Origin of the sequence: Streptomyces sp. DG2A-72 (assembly GCF_030499575.1) — a bacterium.
Taxonomy (GTDB): Bacteria; Actinomycetota; Actinomycetes; order Streptomycetales; family Streptomycetaceae; genus Streptomyces.
The window spans coordinates 7,602,067-7,623,493 of sequence record NZ_JASTLC010000001.1 but is presented as its reverse complement, the minus strand read 5'-3'; the positions used below and the strand labels follow the sequence as shown (position 1 = coordinate 7,623,493).

Annotated in this window: 21 protein-coding genes and 2 pseudogenes; 2 read left to right on the top strand and 21 right to left on the bottom strand. The window is 69.7% G+C overall.

Annotated elements, in window-relative coordinates; translation table 11 throughout:
* Positions 1 to 52 precede the first annotated feature (52 nt).
* From dprA to proS, 16 genes are all read right to left on the bottom strand, one after another.
* Positions 53 to 1,213, bottom strand: coding sequence for a DNA-processing protein DprA (gene dprA, locus QQY66_RS36405; RefSeq protein WP_301984575.1), 1,161 nt, complete (start codon positions 1,211 to 1,213; stop codon positions 53 to 55).
* A complete protein-coding gene (locus tag QQY66_RS36400; protein WP_301984573.1) occupies positions 1,210 to 2,835 on the bottom strand; it encodes a YifB family Mg chelatase-like AAA ATPase in 1,626 nt (541 codons plus the stop codon). The genes dprA and QQY66_RS36400 overlap by 4 nt, the downstream gene beginning before the upstream one ends.
* 1 nt (position 2,836) lies before the next feature.
* Complete coding sequence (locus tag QQY66_RS36395) at positions 2,837 to 3,229, bottom strand: YraN family protein (RefSeq protein WP_301984572.1); 393 nt, start codon at positions 3,227 to 3,229, stop codon at positions 2,837 to 2,839.
* 77 nt (positions 3,230 to 3,306) lie between these two features.
* Positions 3,307 to 3,615: a DUF2469 domain-containing protein gene (locus QQY66_RS36390; RefSeq protein WP_003993268.1), complete on the bottom strand. Its 309-nt coding sequence runs from the start codon at positions 3,613 to 3,615 to the stop codon at positions 3,307 to 3,309.
* Positions 3,616 to 3,671: 56 nt separating this feature from the next.
* On the bottom strand, positions 3,672 to 4,181 hold the full coding sequence (locus QQY66_RS36385; RefSeq protein WP_301987617.1) for an NUDIX hydrolase: 510 nt from the start codon (positions 4,179 to 4,181) through the stop codon (positions 3,672 to 3,674).
* Positions 4,182 to 4,185: 4 nt separating this feature from the next.
* Positions 4,186 to 4,962: a signal peptidase I gene (lepB, locus tag QQY66_RS36380; protein WP_301984570.1), complete on the bottom strand. Its 777-nt coding sequence runs from the start codon at positions 4,960 to 4,962 to the stop codon at positions 4,186 to 4,188.
* 69 nt (positions 4,963 to 5,031) lie between these two features.
* A complete protein-coding gene (gene lepB, locus QQY66_RS36375; protein ID WP_301984569.1) occupies positions 5,032 to 6,015 on the bottom strand; it encodes a signal peptidase I in 984 nt (327 codons plus the stop codon).
* Positions 5,906 to 6,997, bottom strand: a complete 1,092-nt coding sequence (gene lepB, locus QQY66_RS36370) for a signal peptidase I (protein WP_301984568.1) — start codon at positions 6,995 to 6,997, stop codon at positions 5,906 to 5,908. Before lepB (QQY66_RS36370) ends, lepB (QQY66_RS36375) begins: the two co-directional genes overlap by 110 nt.
* Positions 6,990 to 7,706 (bottom strand): signal peptidase I, encoded by a 717-nt coding sequence (gene lepB / locus QQY66_RS36365; RefSeq protein ID WP_301984567.1) that lies wholly within the window; start codon positions 7,704 to 7,706, stop codon positions 6,990 to 6,992. The genes lepB (QQY66_RS36370) and lepB (QQY66_RS36365) overlap by 8 nt, the downstream gene beginning before the upstream one ends.
* Positions 7,707 to 7,751: 45 nt before the next feature.
* Positions 7,752 to 8,102 (bottom strand): 50S ribosomal protein L19, encoded by a 351-nt coding sequence (gene rplS, locus QQY66_RS36360; protein WP_031485105.1) that lies wholly within the window; start codon positions 8,100 to 8,102, stop codon positions 7,752 to 7,754.
* Between the two features lie 136 nt (positions 8,103 to 8,238).
* Complete coding sequence (trmD, locus tag QQY66_RS36355) at positions 8,239 to 9,072, bottom strand: tRNA (guanosine(37)-N1)-methyltransferase TrmD (RefSeq protein WP_301984566.1); 834 nt, start codon at positions 9,070 to 9,072, stop codon at positions 8,239 to 8,241.
* The gene (gene rimM / locus QQY66_RS36350) at positions 9,069 to 9,614 is read right to left on the bottom strand and encodes a ribosome maturation factor RimM (RefSeq protein ID WP_301984565.1); all 546 of its coding nucleotides are present in this window, start codon (positions 9,612 to 9,614) and stop codon (positions 9,069 to 9,071) included. The genes trmD and rimM overlap by 4 nt, the downstream gene beginning before the upstream one ends.
* 88 nt (positions 9,615 to 9,702) lie before the next feature.
* Positions 9,703 to 9,942 (bottom strand): RNA-binding protein, encoded by a 240-nt coding sequence (locus QQY66_RS36345; RefSeq protein WP_007384965.1) that lies wholly within the window; start codon positions 9,940 to 9,942, stop codon positions 9,703 to 9,705.
* A 2-nt stretch (positions 9,943 to 9,944) separates the two neighbouring features.
* Positions 9,945 to 10,364, bottom strand: coding sequence for a 30S ribosomal protein S16 (gene rpsP, locus QQY66_RS36340; RefSeq protein WP_301984564.1), 420 nt, complete (start codon positions 10,362 to 10,364; stop codon positions 9,945 to 9,947).
* 386 nt (positions 10,365 to 10,750) lie between these two features.
* Positions 10,751 to 11,347: a hypothetical protein gene (locus QQY66_RS36335; RefSeq protein WP_301984563.1), complete on the bottom strand. Its 597-nt coding sequence runs from the start codon at positions 11,345 to 11,347 to the stop codon at positions 10,751 to 10,753.
* A gap of 251 nt (positions 11,348 to 11,598) precedes the next feature.
* Positions 11,599 to 13,014 (bottom strand): proline--tRNA ligase, encoded by a 1,416-nt coding sequence (proS, locus tag QQY66_RS36330; RefSeq protein WP_301984562.1) that lies wholly within the window; start codon positions 13,012 to 13,014, stop codon positions 11,599 to 11,601.
* A 199-nt stretch (positions 13,015 to 13,213) separates the two neighbouring features.
* On the opposite strand from proS, the gene QQY66_RS36325 reads away from it, so the two are divergent.
* Positions 13,214 to 14,071 (top strand): class I SAM-dependent methyltransferase, encoded by an 858-nt coding sequence (locus QQY66_RS36325; protein WP_301984560.1) that lies wholly within the window; start codon positions 13,214 to 13,216, stop codon positions 14,069 to 14,071.
* Between the two features lie 21 nt (positions 14,072 to 14,092).
* On the opposite strand, the pseudogene QQY66_RS36320 reads toward QQY66_RS36325, so the two are convergent.
* The 3 genes and pseudogenes from QQY66_RS36320 to QQY66_RS36310 all read right to left on the bottom strand — a co-directional run.
* Positions 14,093 to 14,290, bottom strand: a pseudogene (locus QQY66_RS36320) (cell division protein FtsH); the annotation flags it as partial.
* Positions 14,291 to 14,562: 272 nt separating this feature from the next.
* A pseudogene (locus tag QQY66_RS36315) lies at positions 14,563 to 15,159 on the bottom strand (transposase family protein); the annotation flags it as partial.
* 90 nt (positions 15,160 to 15,249) lie between these two features.
* Positions 15,250 to 16,038, bottom strand: a complete 789-nt coding sequence (locus QQY66_RS36310; RefSeq protein WP_301984559.1) for an SDR family NAD(P)-dependent oxidoreductase — start codon at positions 16,036 to 16,038, stop codon at positions 15,250 to 15,252.
* A 122-nt stretch (positions 16,039 to 16,160) separates the two neighbouring features.
* On the opposite strand from QQY66_RS36310, the gene QQY66_RS36305 reads away from it, so the two are divergent.
* Positions 16,161 to 16,799: a TetR/AcrR family transcriptional regulator gene (locus QQY66_RS36305; RefSeq protein ID WP_301984558.1), complete on the top strand. Its 639-nt coding sequence runs from the start codon at positions 16,161 to 16,163 to the stop codon at positions 16,797 to 16,799.
* 452 nt (positions 16,800 to 17,251) lie between these two features.
* Here QQY66_RS36305 and ffh read toward each other — a convergent pair whose 3' ends face one another.
* Together ffh and QQY66_RS36295 are read right to left on the bottom strand one after the other, a co-directional pair.
* Positions 17,252 to 18,802, bottom strand: a complete 1,551-nt coding sequence (ffh, locus tag QQY66_RS36300) for a signal recognition particle protein (protein ID WP_301984557.1) — start codon at positions 18,800 to 18,802, stop codon at positions 17,252 to 17,254.
* 159 nt (positions 18,803 to 18,961) lie between these two features.
* Positions 18,962 to 21,412 (bottom strand): [protein-PII] uridylyltransferase, encoded by a 2,451-nt coding sequence (locus QQY66_RS36295; protein WP_301984556.1) that lies wholly within the window; start codon positions 21,410 to 21,412, stop codon positions 18,962 to 18,964.
* Positions 21,413 to 21,427 lie beyond the last annotated feature (15 nt).

Genomic DNA, 21,427 nt, shown 5'->3' with positions numbered 1-21,427 from the left:
GCGGGAAATCCCAAGGCCGTCGGGGTTCCCCCGGACGGCCGAACACGCTCGGTCAGCAGCCGTGTCGACCGTCACGGACGGAGATCATTGCCTGGCGTGTCAACTTCCAGCCGTCGCCGTGTCGTTCGACGTAACCAAGTGCTCGGAGTTCGTACAGTCTCGCGATCGTGTCGTCCTGAGTCGTCTGCGCGCCGCGCGCGATCTCGTCCGCCGCCGCGGCACGGCGGGCGGGCAGGGCGGCCAGCACCCGGCGGGCGCCCGGTTCCAGCAGGTCCCGCGGCAGCACGGGTCCTCGCCGGTCCGGGGCCAGCTCGCCCATGTCGCCGACCAGCTCCACGACGTCCGCGGCGTCGGTGACCAGCACGGCGTCTGCGCGCAGAAGTTGGTGCACCCCTGCCGAGAGTCCGCTGGTGGCCGGCCCGGGTACGCCTATCGTGAATCGCCCCAACCGCTGCGCGGCCCGTGCCGTGACCAGCGATCCACTCCGATAGGCGGCCTCCACGACCACGGTGCCCCGGGTGAGCGCGGCGATCACCCTGTTCCGCAACACGAATCTGCTCGGCGTCGGATGATCACCGGGCGGCAACTCGCCGATCACCAGCCCCTGTTCGGCGATCCTGGTGATCAACTCGGTGTGTCCCCGCGGATAGGGCCGGTCGACTCCGCAGGCGAGTACGGCGACGGTGGCACCGCCGGCGCCGAGGGCACCGCGGTGTGCGGCGCCGTCCACGCCGTAGGCTCCGCCGGACACGACCACCCATCCGCGCTCGGCCAGCCCGGCGGCGAGCGTGACGGCCATGTGCGCGCCGTACTCCGTGCAGGCCCGCGCGCCCACCACGGCGACCGACCTCAGCGCCCATATCCGCAGGCTGGGCCGCCCACGCACCCACAGCCCCAGCGGCCGGGCATCTCCCAGATCATCCAACTGCCCAGGCCACTCGGCATCCCCCGGCGACACAAACCGCACCCCGGCGTCCCGAGCAACGCCGAGATCCCGCCGAGGCTCGGCCGCCTGAGCCCTGGCCCGCAGCCCGGCCCACCGCTTGTCCGTGACCCCGGCAAGCTGCGCCCCGCCCTCCCGCAACACCCGCGCCACCTCCACGGCCCCCAACTCCCGCACCCACCGCCCACCGACCTCGTCGCCGGGTTCGATGACGCGGGTGAGGAAGACACGGGCGAGCAGTTCGTCGGCCGGGTCGTCGTCACCGTTCACGTCATGGCCCCGATGGCCATGGGCACGCCGCGGGGCACCCCGGTGCGCAGTTGCAGGGCCAGGGCGACGTCCGTCGCATCGGGCCGGTCGTGGCCGAGGAGGTCGGCGACGGTCCAGGCGACGCGCAGCACACGGTCGAGTCCGCGTGCGGTGAGTACGCCCCGCTCGAGGTTCCGTTCCGCCTCGTCCATGGCGCCGCGGACGGCATACCACCTGCTGCGCAGCTCACGTCCGGGGACTTCACTGTTGGTGCGCCATGGCGTGCCGGCCAGGCGGGTCGCCGCCCGTTCCCTGGCGCTGCGCACCCGATCGGCGACCGTCGCAGTGGATTCGCCCCGGGCGCCGCGCTCGGTCAGCTGCACCCTCGTGACGCGGTCCACCTCGACCCGGAGGTCAACCCGGTCCAGCAGCGGGCCGGACAGCCTGGCCTGGTAGCGGCGGATCGACGACGGTGGGCAGTCGCAGAAGTCGTCCTTCACGGAGAAGCGCCCGCACGGGCAGGGGTTGGCCGCGAGCACCATCTGGAACTTCGCCGGGAAGCGCACGACGCCGGCACTGCGCGCGATCACGACGTGCCCCGCTTCCAGCGGCTGCCGCAGGGCGTCCAGGGCCTGACTGCTGAACTCCGGCGTCTCGTCCAGGAAGAGCACGCCCCGGTGGGAGAGCGACACCGCACCGGGCCGGGCGATGGAGGCGCCGCCACCGACGAGTGCCTGCATCGTCGCCGAGTGGTGCGGGGCGCAATACGGGGCGACATCGATCAGGGGTTTGCCCGGCGGCAGCAGACCCGCCACCGAGTGCACCGCCGTGACCTCCAGCGACTCCTGTCGGCTGAGCCGAGGCAGGATGGCGGGCAGCCGCTCCGCGAGCATGGTCTTCCCCGCGCCGGGCGGCCCTTCGAGGAACAGGTGGTGGCCGCCCGCCGCGGCGACCTCCACTGCCGTGCGGGCCGAGATCTGGCCGACGACATCGGCGAGGTCATGGCCGTGGTCGGGCTGCGCGGTGCCCATGCTGTGCATGCCCGTGGCCGCACCTGTGCCGGGTACGCGCAGGCCGGCCAGGAGCGGGTCCGGGCGGCCTTGTTCGTCCGGTTCCTCCTCCGGCACGGGCTCGTCGGCGAGAACGGCGATCAGCTGGCGCAGGCTGCGTACACCCAGTACGGACACGCCTGGCACCAAGGTGGCCTCGGCGGCGGCGCACTCGGGAACGACCACCTGTTCATAGCCCGCGTCGGCCGCGGCCAGCACGGCGGGCAGGATGCCCCGCACCGGGCGCACCCTGCCGTCCAGCCCCAGCTCCCCGATCATCACGATGTCGGCGAGCACGCGTGGGTCGATCCGTTCGGCGGCGCCGAGCACGGCACATGCGACGGCCAGATCGAAGCCGCTGCCCGCCTTCGGCACCGACGCCGGGCTGAGCCCCACCGTCAGCTTCTTGGCGGGCCACTCCGCCCCCGAATTCACCACCGCAGCCCGAACCCGATCCCGACTCTCCGTCAGGCTCTTGTCCGGCAACCCCACCAGCGTGAACGCGGCGACCCCGGGTTCCAGGTCGGCCTGGACCTCGACGACGACGCCCTCGACGCCGACCAGTGCCACCGAGCACGTACGAGCGAACCCCATGTCAGGCCACCCCCCGCGCGTGCTCGACGACGGCAGCGCCGCGGCGGGGCAGGACGACTCCGATGAGGTCGATGCGGACGCCTCCCGGCGGGGCTCCTCCGTGTTCCTGCACCCAGCGTTCCGCCAGGCGGCGTAGGCGATCGGCCTTAGCAGGCGTGATCGCCGCCATCGGATGCTCGAAGGGCCCGGCCCTGCGGGTCTTCACCTCACAGAGCACCAGGACGTCGCCGTCCCTCGCCACGATGTCGATCTCACCTGTGCGTCCACAGCGCCAGTTGCGCTCCAGGACCGTCATCCCGACCGCGGCCAGTCGCCGTGCGGCCAGGTCTTCGCCGTACCTGCCGAGTCCACCTCGTGCGTTCATGTCGGCACCACCTCCGGCGCCAACCGTCACGCAATCGAGCAGATCAAGTTGATCTTGGTGGATTACTCACCGGTTGTGGAAAACTCCGTCACCCCTGCGGAGGACGCTCACCCACTCGGCAGTTCCAGATCGCTCTTGTTCAGCTCCTCGATGTTCACGTCCTTGAATGTGAGCACCCGGACCTGCTTCACGAACCGTGCCGGCCGGTACATGTCCCACACCCAGGCGTCCGCCATGGACACCTCGAAGAACACCTCACCCTGGACCGAGTGCACCTGCATCTCATAGTCATTGGTCAGGTAGAAGCGCCGCTCGGTCTCGATCACGTATTTGAACAGACCGACGACATCGCGGTACTCCCGGTAGAGCTTCAGCTCCATCTCGGTCTCGTACTTTTCGAGGTCCTCGGCGCTCATGGCATGTTCCCCTTCAGCCGTGCGATCCCACCATTGTGCGCCAGTCCCGTGAGCCCCTAGACGATTTCTGTGTCAAGGATCTCGGGCCTGGCCGGGGGACCTTCGTCGAGCAGCCTGCGCAGCAGCTCGGCGAGTCTGGTCGGATACACCGTCTCATGCGCCCGGGTCAGTTCCTCACAGGTCCACCAACGTGCTCCGGCGACACTGCGCCGCTCCAGCTCGGTGAGGCCCGCGGCCCGCGTGGCCGTCTGTGTCGTGCGGGCCAGGTAGTACCACTCGTCCTGGTCCCAGCGTCGGCCCGCGAACGGGAACGAGCACTTCCGCCGCCACAGCACCGGACCGAGCTCGACCTCGGTGATCCCGGTCTCCTCCGCGAGTTCCCTCAGAGCGGCCTGCTCACGGGTCTCATCGCCCTCCAGACCGCCCCCGGGCGTGAACCACCAGTCGTCGGCCCGATCGTCCGGCTCATGGCCGTGCAGCAGCAGGATGCGGTCGTCCGGGTCGAGGAGGACGACCCGGGCCACCTTGCGCAGCCCGCCTCCGTACGATTCCACGCCGACGTCCATCGCCTCAGCGGGCACCGGCCGACTCCGGGCTCGTCCGGTTGCGGGAGCCGAACCGCTTGGCGATCGGGCCGTACGCGCCACCGCCGAGGACGAGGACACCGCCGACGATCACCAGCGCGACGATCGTACGCAGCGGTCCCGGCGAGGACAGGGCGCCGAGCGTCTCGAAGCCGCTGGGGCTCTGCAGCATGCCGTCCATGGGCCAGACGACCGCGTCGACCCGGGCGCTGACGGCACTGCGCGCCACCGTGCCGCTGGCGGCGTCGGTCAGGTGGGCGGTGGAGTCCAGGGAGCCCTGTCGTTCGTCGCCGAGCAGGAACAGCCGCCCCTCGGGGACCGTCACGGTCGGGAAGTCCGAGATCTCGGCCGCACTGCCCTTGGGCAGATACGGTTCGTCGATCTGCTTGCCGTTGACGGTCAGCTTGCCATCGGTGCAGCAGGCGACGGTGTCCCCACCGACGGCGACGACCCGCTTGACCACGGGCGCGTTGGTCACCCAGGTCTTGTCCCGGAAGACGACGACGTCACCCCGGCGTACGTCGGCGCCGTCGACCCGCTCCGCGAGCACCCGGTTGCCCATGTCGATCGTCGGCGACATCGAGCTGGTGGGCACGGTGTACGGCCGATAGACGACCGCGCCCCAGGCGAATCCGCCGAGGAACAGCACAAGGCCCAGCGCCACGGCCACTCCGGACAACCGCTGTCCGATCCGGCCGCCCGCCGGGCTCCTGTCCACCCCACCGCTGCGCGGGGCCGTACGTGTCGTGCTCTCGCCACCCATGGGTCCGCACCCTACCCGGGGGTACGGCGCCGGGTCAGCCCAAGTCTTGGTACACGGACGACTGAGGCCTCAGTCGTCCGAGACCTTCCGGTACTCGGCCGCCTTCCGTCGCCGCCGCACCAGAACCAGCGGCACAGCCACTACGAGCGCCAGGGCACCCGGCGAAGTGACCGCGGTCGCCGCCTGGGCGCTCAGGCCGGGCTGGTCGAAGGTGTCCGGGACCGGGAGCGTGCCCCAGCGGTTGATCGGCCAGGCCTTGACGATGGCGCGGCCGACGACCTTGTCCACCGGGACCATGCCCTTGTTCTCGTCCGACGTGTTGTAGCGGGAGTCGCGGGAGTTCTGCCGGTGGTCGCCCATGACCCAGATGAAGCCCTCGGGGACCTTCACCTTGAACTGGCCGCCCTGGTCGTCGACGCTGCACGGGGTGTTGCCCGGGTAGACGTACGACGACTCGTTCAGCGCCTTGCCGTTGACCTTCAGCGGGCCCGTGCCCTTGCACTCGATGGTGTCGCCGCCGACGCCGACCACGCGCTTGATGAGGTCCTTCTCCTCCGCGGACGGCATCAGGCCGATCCAGCTGAGGAAGGTCTGCAGCGCGTTCGGGTCGGTCGTGGGCTCGCCCGCCAGCCAGTTGTCCGGGTCGTGGAAGACGACGACCTCGCCGCGGTCGGGCTCGGAGCCGAACCAGGGGGTGAGCTTGTCGACCAGGACGCGGTCACCCTGCTGGAGGGTGTTCTGCATCGAGTCGGAGGGGATCGAGAACGCCTGCACCAGGAAGGTCTTGATCAGCAGCGCGAGTACCAGCGCGATACCGATCAGGATGGGAAGCTCCTTCCAGAAGGAGCGCGGCTTCTTCGCCTGGGGGGTCGAGTCGCCCGGCCCCCGGGTCCCGGTCAGGTTCTGCTGGTCCGCCGTTGTGCCGTCGTCGGCCGCCCCGGAGTCATTCCCGGAGGTCACGGCGCTGTCCGCGGCCGGGACAGGTGCTTCCACGGGGCGTCCGCGGTCCTCGCCGTCTTGTCCGGACCGTGCGCCAACCGCCACATCCCCCACGCCAACTCCTTACTCTGTGCCGCCGCCTGCCCCATGCGCGGCGCAGGCCCACCACTCCCATAACGAGCGGGAGTTCCGCAGGGGTCGGGAGCTGGATCGTTCCGTTCGGATCGTCGGGTGCAACCCTATGCGACAGCTGGGGAGCCGCGGTCGCCCCGGGCGTCGAGTCGGTCAAGGAAGCGTAGGTTTTTGGTTCGTTCAGGGAGTTCCAGTGGTTGAAGGGCCAGGCGATGACCATGGCCCGGCCCACCACTTCGTCCTCGGAGACCGTGCCGCCGTATTCCTGGTCCTGGTGCGAGCGGGAGTCCGCGGAGTTGCTGCGGTGGTCGCCCATCACCCACAGCCGTCCCTGCGGGACGGTGATGTCGAACTCCCTCTGGGACGGGGCGTCGCCGGGATAGAGATAGTCACCCTCCTCCAGCGGAACGCCGTTGACGGTCACCCGTCGTTGCGTGTCACAGCACTTGACGCGGTCGCCGCCGACTCCGACGACCCGCTTGATGAGGTCCTTCTCGTTGTCGGACGGCAGCAGGCCGATGAAGGTGAGCCCTTCCTTGACCTGCTTGACGATGATGGGGTCTTCCTTCTTGGTGGTGCTCTGCTCGTCCTGGAGCCAGCCGCCGGGGTCCTTGAAGACGACGACGTCCCCGCGCTGCGGCTTGGAGCCGAACCACGGGGTGAATTTGTCGACCAGGACGCGGTCGCCGATCTGGATCGTCTGCTCCATGGAGCCGGACGGGATCACGAAGGCCTGGACGAGGAACGTCTTCAGGACGAGGGCTATGAGGACGGCCACACCGACGAGGAGGGGTATCTCCTTGGCGGCCGAGCGCCTGCGGCGCCGCTTGACCTTGCGCTGGAGCTTGCGCCGCTCGGCCCGGGTACGGCCGCCGGCCGGGGACGATGCCCGCCGGACGCCGGTGGGCAGCAGATTGTCGGCCGCCTGAGCGGAGACACCGCGCGGCCTGCCGCGGTTACCCATGGCCATCCCCCGCGGCGGGCACGCGCGCGTAGGCGTCGGGGCGGTGCAGGCGGGTGGCGTGGCCCGCGGGCCATACGATCCCGTCGGCCCGGCCCACGACGTCGTCCACGGGGATCATGCCGCCGCCCGGTGAGCCGAGGTGGTCGCGGGAGTCGCTGGACTCGCTGCGGTGGTCGCCGAGGACGAACAGGGTGCCTTCCGGCACGACGACGTCGAAGGGCACCGTGGACGGGCTGTCACCGGGGTACAGGAACGACGACTCGTCGACCGACCGGCCGTTCACCACGATCCTCCCCTCCTTGTCACAGCAGACCACGTGGTCTCCCCCCACACCGACAACGCGCTTGATGTAGTCCGCGTCCCCGAAATACCCCGTTCCGTCGAACACGATCACATCGCCACGCTGCGGCTGAGCACCGAAACGGTACGCCAACTTATTTACGAGAACGCGGTCGCCGATCCTCAATCCGCGCTCCATGGATCCGCTGGGAATCTGGAACGGCCGCACCACGAACGCGTTGAGCAGCAGGAGAAACAGCAGGCAGACAAGCAGGGTCAGGCTGATCCGCCCGCCGGGGAGCCAGTCGGTGATCCGCGAGACCAACGCGAAACGCGACCGTCCCTCCTGCCCCTCTGTGTCCGAGATCTCCTCGGATGGGAAAGGGCGGGAGGAGCGGTCGCGCTCCGTCGGCTGTGCTTCGGTGTCCATCGGGGCCAGATGCTATCCGGCCCCGCTGTGACCTCCGAGAAGCGCTCAGTTCTCGCGCTTCTCCTTGATCTTCGCGGCCTTGCCGCGCAGGTCGCGCAGGTAGTACAGCTTGGCGCGGCGCACGTCACCCTTGGTGACGAGCTCGATCTTCTCGACGATCGGGGTGTGCACCGGGAAGGTGCGCTCGACGCCGACGGAGAAGGAGACCTTGCGGACCGTGAAGGTCTCGCGGACACCGGCGCCCTGGCGACGGATGACTACGCCCTTGAACTGCTGCACACGGGAGCGGTTGCCCTCGATGACGCGGACGTGGACGTTGACCGTGTCGCCCGGGCGGAAGGCCGGGACGTCGCTGCGCAGCGACGCGGCGTCGACGGAGTCGAGCAGGTGAGACATTTCGTCTGCTTTCTTCGCTGATGCCACAGGTCATCAACGGAAACTAGGTGTTCCTGGAATGAGAGCCGTGCTCGTCGGGGCGGGCGTCGTGTCCCCCTGTGGCAGGGGCGCACGCCGGACGGCGCACAGCAGCGGCCTATTCTTCCACGCCCTGTGGCCTGCGCCAAAATCGGCCGTACGGCTCGCCCTCCGGGTCGGGCATCCAGCCCAGGATGGAGAGCATCTCGCGGTCCTTCTTGTCGAAGACCTTGGGGTCGCAGCGCTCGATGAGGTCGGGCCGATGGGCCGTCGTCCGCTTCAGCGCCTCGTCCCGGCGCCAGCGGGCGATCTTGCCGTGGTGGCCGCTGAGCAGCACCTCCGGGATCTCCCGGCCGCGCCACTGGGGCGGCTTGGTGTAGACGGGCCCCTCCAGGAGGCTGGCCATGGCGCCGGGCGCGAAGGAGTCGTCCCGGTGGGACTCGGCGTTGCCCAGGACGCCGGGCAGCAGACGCGCGACGGCTTCCGTGATGACGAGTACGGCCGCCTCGCCGCCGGCGAGGACATAGTCGCCGATGGACACCTCGTAGACACGCATCCGCGTCGCGTACTCGTCGATGACACGGCGGTCGATGCCCTCGTAGCGGGCGGGCGCGAAGATCAGCCAGGGGCGCTCGGAGAGCTCGACGGCGAGTTCCTGGGTGAAGGGGCGACCGCTGGGCGTGGGGACGAGGAGGGCGGGGGCGTGGGAGCCGGTCTCGTAGCCGTCGGCGAGGACGGAGTCCAGGGCGTTGCCCCAGGGCTCGGTCTTCATCACCATGCCGGGGCCGCCGCCGTACGGGGTGTCGTCGACCGTGTTGTGGCGGTCGTACGTCCAGGTCCGCAGATCATGCACGTGCACATTCAGCTGTCCACGCGCGCGTGCCTTGCCGACGAGGGAGACGTTCAGGGGCTCCAGGTACTCGGGGAAGATCGTGACGACGTCGAGTCTCATGCTTCGGGATCCCTCGACGAGACGACCTCTGCCTGGTCGTCGATCAGACCCGGCGGCGGGTCGATGACGGCGCGCTGCTCTTCGAGGTCGATCTCGGTGACGATCTCCGTCACGAAGGGGATCAGCACTTCGCTGCCGTCGGGGCGCTCCACGATGAACAGGTCCTGCGAAGGCAGGTGCGAGATCTCCGTGATCCGGCCGACCTCCGTGCCGTCCTTGGTGACGACGTCCAGGTCCATCAGCTGGTGGTCGTAGTACTCGTCCTCTTCCTCAGGGAGCACCTCCGGGTCCACTTCAGCGATCAGGAGGGTGTTGCGCAGGGCCTCCGCGCCGTTCCGGTCGCGTACGCCCTCGAAGCGCAGCAGGAGGCGGCCGCTGTGCACCCGGCCGGTCTCGATGGTGAGGGGGCCCACGGAGGCGGGGTCGGTGGCCAGTACGGCGCCGGGGGCGAGCCTGAGTTCCGGCTCGTCGGTACGTACCTCGACGGTGACCTCGCCCTTGATGCCGTGGGCGCGGCCGATCCGGGCGACTACGAGCTGCACTTTTCGAAGATCTCCTGTCGTACGTACGACTGCGGGCCGGGGACGGCCCAGTGGCCCTCCCCGGCCCGAGCCGGTGCTGCGATTGGCGTCAGCGGACGTGGTCCACGTCGACGAGGTCGACGCGGACACCGCGTCCGCCGATGGCGCCCACGACGGTACGCAGAGCGCGTGCGGTACGGCCGTTGCGGCCGATGACCTTGCCGAGGTCGTCCGGGTGGACCCGGACCTCGAGCACGCGTCCGCGGCGCAGGGTGCGCGAGGCGACCTGCACATCGTCAGGGTTGTCGACGATGCCCTTCACGAGGTGCTCGAGAGCCTCCTCGAGCATGCTCAGGCCTCGGTCGACTCGGACGCGGCGGGAGCCTCGTCCTTCTTCTCAGCCTTCTTCTTCTGGGTGATCGCCTCACCCTTGCCCTCGTCGTCGCCACCGAGAGCCTCGAAGGACGGACGCGCCGCCTTCTCGGCCGGCTGCAGCAGCGGCGCCGGGGCGGGCTCGCCCTTGTACTTCTGCCAGTCGCCGGTCTTCTTCAGGATGGCGAGGACGGGCTCGGTCGGCTGGGCGCCGACAGAGAGCCAGTACGCCACGCGGTCGGCGTCGACCTCGATGCGGGAGGGGTTCTGCACCGGGTGGTACAGACCGATCTCCTCGATCGCACGGCCGTCACGGCGAGTGCGGGAGTCGGCGACGACGATGCGGTAGTGAGGCGAACGGATCTTGCCCAGACGCTTCAGCTTGATCTTGACTGCCACGGGAGTGGGTTCTCCTGGATTTGACGTGGTTGGGCACGGCGAGATGGCCGCGTGGGGTTGCGGTACCCGAGTGCCCGATGGACGCGTCAGCCGGAGGAGAGAGGGGTCCTGTGCGGCTGTCGAGTACAGCTAGCCATTGTGCCACACCCTGCGGGTCGCTTTGAGCCGAGGTCGCGGTGAGGTGTGCCTGGGCATGGCTGAGGGGGCACCCGGCATCGAGGGTGCCCTTGAGGGGAGTCGCAACCCGGCGCTTACGGGGTGCCGCCTGCGCCCACCCGTGCCGCCCCAGCGGCACGACTGCCCGCAGGCTGGGCGGGTCACGGCGGCACCCATCACCACGCGTTCCGACCGGCAGCCACGAGATGCCGGTGCTCAACGCCCCGTGGCTACGCCACGCCCACGACCTCCGGGATGCGGAACGGCTTGCCGCAGCCGCCGCAGACGATCGGGGCCTGGGCCAGGACCGACGGGACGACGCGGACGTTGCGCCCGCAGTCGCAGACGGCCTTGACGCGGACGCCACCGCCGGAGGAGCCATGGCGGGCCGCCGGGCCGCGGAAGGTCCGGGATGTGTCGGCCGAGGTCGCTGCGGTGTGGGCCTTGAGGGCGCGCTGGAGCCGCTCGATCGTCGGGCGGTAGCGCCTCTTCGCCTCGGGGTTGAGCGTGACCAGGGAGAAGCCGCTGCTGGGGTGCGGTTCCTCCGGGTGGTCCAGGCCCAGCTCCTCGGCGATCGCGAGGAATCTGCGGTTGTGGTATCGGCCGGCGCGCGAGGTGTCGCGGATTCCGCGGGCGGCGGCGATGCCGTGGACTGCCTCATGAAGCAGTCGCTCGAAGGAGAGCGCGTGCCCGCAGGCGGACGACGACTCCCCGATCAGTGACTCGGGCGCGGCAAGATCCGGCAGTTCGGGGTGGTACCGCTGAATGTCGGCCCACGCCTGCGCCAGCTCTGCGGCGAGAACAGGTGGTGTCTGTGTCGTGCTCACGTAATGACAACGAGCCAGAGTGCCGCTGTGTTCCTATTCCGGGGCATCCCAAATAATTTGCACGTACCCGTCAGTTGCCGCTGATGCGTCCGGACGAGGGCGGGTGCGCTGATCTGCGGAGAAGCCTCACAGCTCATACCAAGCCGGGTCGTAGTCTGACGTACGACCCGGCGTGTAGAGCCTGTCCGCGCGCCGGGGCACGTGTGTTCGCGCGACGCGCAAGAGGCGTTTCGGTCGACTCCGCCCATGGCTCAGTAAGCCCGCGCGACGATCGCGACGTTACCGGGTGCGTCATCGGCGTCAGGCACCGACCCGTCCTCGGCGACCAGACACCGTACGGTCACCGCGTGCTCGCCCAGCTTGGCCTCGCCTTCTTCGCCGAGGGCCGCCCAGGGGATGCGCGCCCAGCCTCCGGCGGTCGTCGCGTCGACGGCCTCCTCGATGCTCGACACGTCGGACGTACGGGACTCACGGCGCTCGCGGGACTGGGTCAGCAACAGCGCCTGATCCTCTTCGAGGATCGTGGGTAGCAGCCGTACGAGCGAGTCGATGGCCACCGGCTCCTTGCCGCCGGGGATCCGGCGGGCCAGCATCGCGGTGCCGTTCTCCAGGTCACGGGGGCCGACCTCGATCCGGACCGGCACGCCCTTCAGCTCCCAGTCGACGGCCCGGCGCCCGAAGGGGGTGTCCGTGCGCTCGTCGACGTGGACGCGGATGCCCGCCGCCTTCAGCTGGTCGCCGATCCCGCGGACCTTGGCCAGAACCGCGTCGTCGCCCTTGATCGCGAGGACGACGGCCTGTACCGAGGCGAGGCGAGGCGGGACCCGCAGGCCGTTGTCATCTCCGTGAGTCATCACCAGAGCGCCGATCATGCGGGTGGTGGACCCCCAGGACGTCTGCCAGACCAGTTCCTGTGTGCCGTCCTTGGACAGGTACTGGGTGTTGAAGGCCTTGGCGAAGTTCTGGCCCAGCTCATGGCTGGTGGCCAGTTGGAGGGCCTTGCCGTCGCCCATCATCGCTTCGAGGGTGAGGGTGTTGAGGGCGCCCGCGAAGCGCTCCTTGACGGTCTTGCGGCCGGGGACGGAGTCCATGGCGAGGATGTTCACCATGAAGTCCTCGTAGACCTTGCGGTGGATGTGCGCGGCGAAGTCGCGGGCGTCCTCGTATGTGGCGTGCGCGGTGTGGCCTTCCTGCCACAGGAATTCGGTCGTACGGAGGAAGAGGCGGGGCCGCAGTTCCCAACGGACCACGTTCGCCCACTGGTTGATCAGCAGCGGCAGATCGCGGTAGCTCTGCACCCACTTCGAGAAGTAGTCGTTGATGATCATCTCGGAGGTGGGACGGACCACGGCCGGCTCTTCGAGCTCCTTGCCGCCGCCGTGCGTGACGACGGCGAGTTCGGGCGCGAAGCCCTCGACGTGCTCAGCCTCCTTGGCGAAGTACGACTGCGGGATCAGCAGCGGGAAGTACGCGTTCTGGGTGCCCGTCTCCTTGATGCGGGCGTCCATCTCGGCCTGCATCCGCTCCCACAGCCCGTACCCGTACGGTCGGATCACCATGGTGCCGCGCACCGGACCGTTGTCGGCCAGTTCGGCCTTGGTGATCAGATCCTGGTACCAGCGCGGGAAGTCGTCCGCCCGCGGGGTGAGTACGGGTGCCTTTGCCATGACGAGATGGTACGGGCCCACGTTGCCGGAATGTGAAATCTCGCCACTCGTACAGCGAACCCACAAGCCGGGCGGCACAACCCTCTGGACGAGGCGTCGGACGCGGAGTTTCCTGGCATACGGGGGGACAGCGAGCTCATGTCACGGGGGCTATGGAATCGGGCACAGCGGCAACTCTCGTCTGATTGGGGCGCTTTACATGACACCTACGCTCGTGCGGCAGCACCTGTCTCCTGCGGGCCCCGCGCCACGCGTGGACCTGTGTGCACGCGCGCGTGACTGGTCCGAGATCCAGGAGCGGATGCTGGTTCCGCTCTTCGAGGCCGTCTACGAGCGACTGCAAGTGGGCGTCGGCACACGGCTCCTCGGCCTCGGCTGCGGATCCGGGCTGGCCCTGGTGATGGCAGCCTCCAGAGGCGCCGCCGTCACCGGTGTCGAACCCTCCTCCCCGCAACGGCTCGCCCTCGCGCGGGAGCGGCTGCGGCCCGAGGCGTGGGGCACGCGCGCGCGTGCGGACACCCGGCTCGTCGACGGCTCACCGCGGGACGCGACCGACGCGGAGACGCCCGCGTACAGCCTGGTGACCGCTTTCGAGCCCATCGGGTGTCTCGCGGGTGACTCGGCGGGACTCGGCGGGCTGATCGAGGCAGCGGCACCGCTCGCCGCGCGGGGGGCGCCCGTGGTGCTGGCCGGCTGGGGTCCGCCGGAACGATGCACCACGTCGTCCGTGCTGCGGGTGGCCGCCAAGCTGGCGGATCCGCTGCGCAGCGCGGGCAGTTGGCGCCCCGCCCTCCGCGACGACCTGGAGGAGGTCGCCCAGCGGGCCGGCCTCAAGCCCGACGGTTCGGGCCGGGTGGCGTGCCCCTTCGGCTACGCCGACATGGACAGCGCGCTGCGCGGACTGCTGTCCACGGGGCTCTTCGACGCGGCGATCACCGCGACGGACCAGGCGCAGGTGGACAAGGAGCTGACGGAAGCCCTGCATCCGTATCTGCGGGGGGACGGGACGGTGTGGATGCCGAACGTGTTCCGGTATCTGATCGCCCGTACGCCCTAGGCGACCACTCGCCCCTACGCCCTAGGTGTCCACGTCCTTCGCCAGGCGCGTGATCCCCGCGATCCGGTACGCGTCCGCCTCCTCCAGCGTCTCGTTCTCCAGGAGGGCCTGGGCGAGGGCGTCCAACTGGCCGCGGTGGTCGCGGAGTTTGCGGCACGCCACGTCGTAGCACTCGTCGACGATCCGCCGCATCTCGCCGTCGATCACATCGACGGTCTGGGTATGGATTTCGGACACGAAATCGAGAAGGGACCGGCTGGACGCCGACCAGCTCGCCGCACTCGCGGAGCTGGGCATGGACTGGGCGAGGCCGGTGACGGTCCCCCAGGCCGCTCCGGACGGCCTCTGACCGCCACCAGGAAGCCGCCGTTGCTGTTGTAGGCGTTCTGCAGGAGGACGACGTCGTCGACGCGTACCGCCTTGTCTGCCGGGGAGGACGTCTTGGCGAACACGCGCCAGCCGGCGGTGCCTTGGCCGGCCCTTTTCCGGGCCGGAAGTTCGGCTTGCCCGGCCGCTCGCCGGTGCGGTATCACCAGTCCGGTGCCCTGGTAGCCGCCATCGGCGATCGTCGTGGTGGTGCCCACGGCGGCCTTGGCGCCGGATCCCTCCCAGCCGCGAGAGTCATGGCGATTGCCGGGCAGCGGTCGGCCGGCCACGACGACCAAGCGGGTGACGGCGTCGATCACGACCTGATGGGCAGTCGAGTAGCGGTGGTTTTTGGACTGTCCGGCGATCGAATGGTCGCGAGTGGGCACCAGGGTGCCGTCCACGATGAGCACGGTGTCCTTGCGGAACCGCCGACGAGGCTGGAGCGCGAGCCGGGGGCCGAGATGGTCAATGATGCGGTCGGCCGCGGACTTCGAGATGCCGAAGAGCGGGGCAAGCTGGCGCATCGTCAAGTTTGTGCGCCAGTACGTTGTCACGAGCAGCACGCGGTCTTCCAGCGGCAGACTCCACGGACGGCCCCGCCGCACCGCATCCGCGCCCTCCCGTCGCAACGCGGCCACCAACCTGCCGAAGCAGCGCGGGCTCAGCCCGGTGAATGGAGCTGTCCAGGACGGCTCGGACGCCGTGATCACAACTGCCACCGCCCGTCGTCATCGCAAGGCAAGATCGCTTCGCCTTGAACAAGACAAGATGGGCGCCCGCGACTGCACGCTCCGTACTGCAATGCCGGCTCAAGCTGCGATGTCGGCTTCGGGTTGCAGTGCAGGGCCGAGCAGCAGGCCCCCGTCCAGGACGAATTCCGAGCCCGTAGCGAAAGATGCGTCCTGGGAGGTGATGAAGAGCAACAGGCGGGTGATGTCAGAGGGTTCGGCGAGGCGGGGGATGGCGAAGGGATCGGGCGAGTAGAAGTCGGCGATGGCCGGCTGGCCTGCGACGGTGGGTTCGTTGATCAGCGGTGTGGAGACGACGCCGGGGTGGATGGAGTTGACCCTGATGTTGTCCCGCCCCAGCTCCAGCGCGGCCGTCTTGGTCAGCCCGCGCACGGCCCACTTGCTGGCGGTGTAGGGGGCGTAGAAGGCCGTGCCGACGTGGGCCATGGTCGAAGCGATGTTGACGATGTTTCCGCCACCGCTCCTGCGCATCGACGGAGCCACGGCCCTGATGCCGAGGAACTGGCCGGTGACGTTGACGCTGAAGGTGTGCTCCCAGGTGCGGAGTTCGGTGTGCTCGACAGGGGCCGCCGGATTCTGGACGCCCGCGTTGTTCACCAGGATGGTGACCGGCCCGAAGTGGCCTTCGACTTCTCGCACCACCGCCGCCCAGTCGTCCTCGCTGGCGACATCCAGGTGAACGGACAGAGCCCGATGACTGAGCTGAGCAGCGAGATCGCGGCCGGCGGCGTCGTCGCGGCCGGCGATGACGACGTTCGCCCCCTCGGCGTGGTAGCCCTGCACATGACTGCTGCCCATGCCCCCGCTGCCGCCCGTGACGATGACGGTCTGGCCCTCAAAGCGTCCCACGATGCATCCTTCCAGGCTCACATTAATGGTGAGCCGAGTGACTCACCTCCTCTCTCAAGGTAAGAGCAGGGCTAGAGGTGAGTCAAGTGACTCACCTCGCAGCGAGAGGCATACTGGAGGGCATGACGGCACAGCCTTCGGAATACCACCGGCGCGTGGCAGCGCAGAAGCGGACGTCCATCATCGAGGCAGCGACGAAGCTGTTCCTCGACTCCGGCTACGACGGCACCTCGCTGGCCCGCATCGCCGAGGCGGCCGGAGTGTCGAGGGCGACTCTGTTCAAGCAGTTCACCACCAAGGCGGCCCTGTTCGAGGCGATCGTCACCGAATACTGGAAGGTCGACGACGAGGAGGCTCCCCTCCCCGAGCCAGGGAACCTCCGCGCAGGGCTTGAGACCATCGGACGCCGATACGTGGACCTTCTCACCCAGCCCGGCATGGCCGCCCTCTTCCGCATCGTCATCGCCGAGGTACCACGCTTCCCCGAGCTCGGCGAGACCCAGTTCAAGCTCGGCAAGATGCCCTACTTCGAATCGGTCCGCCGCTACCTGGAAGCGGAAAACGCCGCTGGTGCGGCACGGCTTGACGATGCGGAGATGGCGGCGACCCAGTTCCTCGGAATGATCTCCAACTACGTGTTCTGGCCGCGGATGCTGCTCGCGCGCTGGGAGCCCGACGACTCCGCCATCACCAACGCGGTCGACCAAGCGGTGCTGACCATGCTCGCCCGATACGGCGCGCCGGGGACCCCCGGTGCCTGAGGCACCAGGCACCCAACCGCTCTGCGTAACCACCCGACATCTCCCGCACAGGCAGGCCCTCGACCCCGTCGGACACACAGTGCCGGAGCTCCTTGGAACTGCCGCCTTCGCGATGGAGGCGCGCCCGATAGCCCGCGGCCCTGCAGTCGACCCCAGCCGAAGGCCGATTGCGGGACAGCCCTGCTCTTGATACCGAAGCCGGGCCTGCGTGACGCTGTCGGCTCGCCGGACGCTCAGGAGGTTTGCCACAGAGCGAGCGGCTCGAGCATCTGCGGGAAACGCTCGCCGTCCAGAGGTCCTGAGGGGAGGTGAGACGGAGCGTGAGCGACGCTCTCAGGGCGCGGGCGACACCGAACTGATGAAGCTCTGCTGCGTGCGCATACGACGCTGGGGGCGCCCCTGGCGAAGGGCGCCCCCAGCGTCGTACGAACCAAGCTGTACAGACCGAACCGTCAGCCCATGAACTTCTTGAACTCGTCCGGCAGCTCGAAGTCCTGCGCCCCCTGCTGCGGCACTCCGAACGCGTTGCCGCCCTGAGCGGCGGCGGCGCGGCGGGCGGCCTCCTCCTGCTCCTGCTGCTTGCGCTTCATCGGGTTGCCGGAGCGCTGCTTGCCCTTGGCCTTCTTGGGCTGCTTCTTCGACCGGCCAGGGCCGCCGCCCATGCCCGGGACGCCCGGCATACCGGGCATACCGCCGCCCTGAGCCATGCGGGACATCATCTTGCGGGCCTCGAAGAACCGCTCGACCAGGCCCTTGACCGCGCTGACGTCGACACCGGAACCCTTGGCGATACGGGCACGCCGCGAGCCGTTGATGATCGTCGGCTCCTGGCGCTCGGCCGGGGTCATCGACTTGATGATCGCGGCCGTGCGGTCGACGTCACGCTCGTCGAGGTTGTTGATCTGGTCCTTGATCTGACCCATGCCGGGCAGCATGCCGAGCAGCTTGGAGATGGAGCCCATCTTCCTGACCTGCTCCATCTGGGCCAGGAAGTCGTCCAGGGTGAAGTCCTGGCCCTTCTTGGACGCCAGCTTGGAGGCCATCTTCTCGGCCTCTTCCTGGCTGAACGTCTTCTCCGCCTGCTCGATCAGGGTGAGCAGGTCACCCATGTCGAGGATGCGGGAGGCCATCCGGTCAGGGTGGAAGGCGTCGAAGTCGTCGAGCTTCTCGCCGTTCGACGCGAACATGATCGGCTTGCCGGTGACCTGGCGGATCGACAGGGCCGCACCACCACGGGCGTCACCGTCGAGCTTGGAGAGCACCACGCCGTCGAAGCCGACGCCGTCACGGAAGGCCTCGGCGGTGTTGACCGCGTCCTGGCCGATCATCGCGTCGACGACGAAGAGGATCTCGTCGGGGCTGACGGCGTCCCTGATGTCCGCGGCCTGCTGCATCATCTCCTGGTCGATACCCAGGCGGCCAGCGGTGTCGACGATCACGATGTCGTGGACCCGGGTCTTGGCGAAGTCGATGGAGTCCTTGGCGACCTTCACCGGGTCACCCACGCCGTTGCCCGGCTCCGGCGCGAAGACCGCGACACCGGCGCGCTCGGCGACGACGCTGAGCTGGTTCACGGCGTTCGGGCGCTGGAGGTCGGCGGCGACGAGCAGCGGCGAGTGGCCCTGCTCCTTGAGCCAGTGGCCGAGCTTGCCCGCGAGGGTCGTCTTACCGGCGCCCTGCAGACCCGCCAGCATGATCACGGTGGGCGGCTGCTTGGCGAAGCGCAGACGACGGGTCTCGCCGCCGAGGATGGTGACCAGTTCCTCGTTGACGATCTTGAGGACCTGCTGGGCCGGGTTCAGCGCGCGGGAGACTTCGGCGCCGAGGGCACGTTCCTTGACGTTCTTGATGAACGTGCGGACGACAGGTAGGGCCACGTCCGCTTCGAGGAGCGCGATCCGGATTTCACGCGCCGTGGCGTCGATGTCCGCCTCGGACAACCTGCCCTTGCCGCGGAGGTTTTTGAAAGTCGCGCTGAGGCGGTCGGAGAGGGTATCGAACACGGTGGCGTCGGTCCTCGGAGTCGGGGTCGTTTTGGGCTGTCCTCCAGGGTATCTGGCCCCGCAAGCAAATCGCCCCCGCCCGCGTTGTCGGCGGACGGGGACGGAAACCCCGCGTCGGCGGGAACCACATTCAGTAAACGCATTGACATGACCGCGAGGTCACGCCCGCAGCGTCTCCTCCAGCTTCCGCGCCACCGCTCCCGCTTCCTCGCTCGGCAGCGGTGCGCCGTCCTGGCCGGTCACGTAGAAGGCGTCCACCGCGTTCGCGCCCAGCGTCGACACATGCGCGCTGCGCACCCGCACTCCCGCGTCCTCCAGCGCGCGCCCGATCCGGTGCAGCAGTCCAGGCGCGTCATGGGCGCGCACTTCGAACACCGTCGCAAGCCGCGATGCCGCGGGTGCGACCGTCACCCGGGGCGGCGGCGCCACGACGCCCCGGCGCCGCGGATAGGCCGCATCGCGCTCGGCGAGGCGGCCCGCGATGTCCAGGGAACCGTCCAGGGCCCGTACCAGATCGGCGCGCAGCCGGGCGGCCTGCGGCAGGGAGCCGTACTCGGCGGCGACCCGCCAGTCCAGCAGCAGGACGGACCCCTCGACGCCGTCCGGCAGGTCCAGGGCCCGCAGTTCCGCGGTCCGTACCGTCAGCCGGTGCATCGCCAGCACACCGGCCACGGCGGGCAGCACGCCCTTCTGGTCCGGTACGGCGATGAGCAGCTCGACGCCGAGCGGTTCGGGCTCGCCGGACGGCTGGTCCTCCGTCGGCGGCTCGGTCTGCGCGCGCAGCGACAGCACGGGGCTGCCGGTCGCGATCGCCTCGATGGCGAGTCGCTCCTGCTCGGCGGTGGGCGCGGCGGCCTCCGGTTCCTCCGGAACGTCCCCGGCGAGCACCGCCGAGACCCGCCGCACCAGGTCGGCGACCAGGGATCCGCGCCAGGACGACCAGGCGGCCGGGCCGGTGGCCAGCGCGTCCGCCTCGGTCAGCGCGTGCAGCAGCTCCAGCGTGCCCTGCGTGCCGACCGCCTCGGCGACCGAGCGCACGGTGGCCGGGTCCTCCAGGTCGCGCCGGGTGGCCGTCTCGACGAGCAGCAGGTGATGCCGTACGAGCGTGGCGAGCACGGCGACGTCCTCGCGGTCGAAGCCGATCCGGGCCGCCACGTCGCGGGCGATGATCTCGCCGGCCACCGAGTGGTCGCCGGGCCAGCCCTTGCCGATGTCGTGCAGCAGCGCGGAGACCAGGAGCAGGTCGGGGCGGCTGACCCGGCGGGCGAAGTCGGAGGCGCGGACGGCCGTCTCGATGAGATGCCGGTCGACGGTCCAGATGTGCACGGCGTTGCGCTGCGGGCGGCAGCGGACCCGCTCCCAGTCGGGGAGCATGCGGGTGATCAGGCCCTCGGCCTCCAGCGCCTCCCACACCTCGATGGTGGGATGGCCGGAGCCCAGCAGGGTGACCAACTGCTCACGTGCCTCGGCGGGCCACGGCGTGGGCAGGGGGCGTGTGGTGGCCGCCATGCGCCGTACGGCGTGCAGGGAGAGCGGCAGGCCGGCCTCCGCGGCGGCGGCAGCGGCGCGCAGGGGCAGCACGGGGTCGCGTTCGGGGCGCGCGGCGCGGGCGAGCACCACCTCGCCGTCCTGTTCCACCACACCCTCGGCCAGCGGGGACCGCTCGGCGACCGGCTTCCCGCCACCGCCCAGCATGGCGCGCAGCCGCGGCCGCACCGCGCGCGACCGCAGCACGCGCCCCACTTCGCGCCAGGTGACATCGCTTGCATACGACACGACGCGCGCCGCCTCGTACACCTGCCGCAGCAGAGTGTCGGCGTCGAGGAGGCCCAGCTCGGCAGCGACCTGGTCCTGCTCCTGGAGGGACAGCCGGTCGGTGGCCCGGCCCGTCGCCAGATGCAGGGCGTCGCGTACGTCGAGCAGTCGGCGCCTGGCGTCGTCGAGGCCCTCGCGCGGGGCGTCGGCCAGCCAGGAGGCGGCGACGGCACGCAGGGCGGTGGCGTCACGGAGGCCGCCGCGGGCCTCCTTCAGGTCCGGCTCCAGCAGGTACTGCAGCTCACCCTGGCGCTCGGCGCGCTCGGCGCACAGCTCCTGGAGCTCGGGGAGACGTTTCGGCGCCTGGTTGCGCCAGTCGGCGAGGACGGCCGTGCGCAGTCCTGCGGTCAGGCCGAGGTCGCCGGCGATGTGCCGGGCGTCCAGGAGACCGAGTTGGACTTTCAAATCCTCAGCGGCGGTCTTGCGGGCCTCGGCCGGTGTGCGCACCGAGTGGTCGAGGGCCAGGCCCAGGTCCCAGACGGGGTACCAGATGCGGTCGGCCAGCGCCGCGACCGCGTCCGAGTCACTGCCGTCGTGCAGCAGGAGCAGATCGAGGTCGCTGCGGGGAGACAGCTCGCCGCGGCCGTAGCCGCCGACCGCGATCAGGGAGGCGCCCTTGAGCCCGTCGGCGCCCGCGCCGAACAGCCCCGACAGCCAGTCGTCGGTCAGTTCGGCGAGGGCCGTACGGCGCGGCGGCCCGGACCGCGCCCCCTCCTGGAGGAGGCGCAGCCGGGCCGCCGCGTAGCCGCTGGGTCCCGAGTCCTCTGCTTCTTCCCGTACATCCGTACTCGTCACCCAGCGACTCCTGTT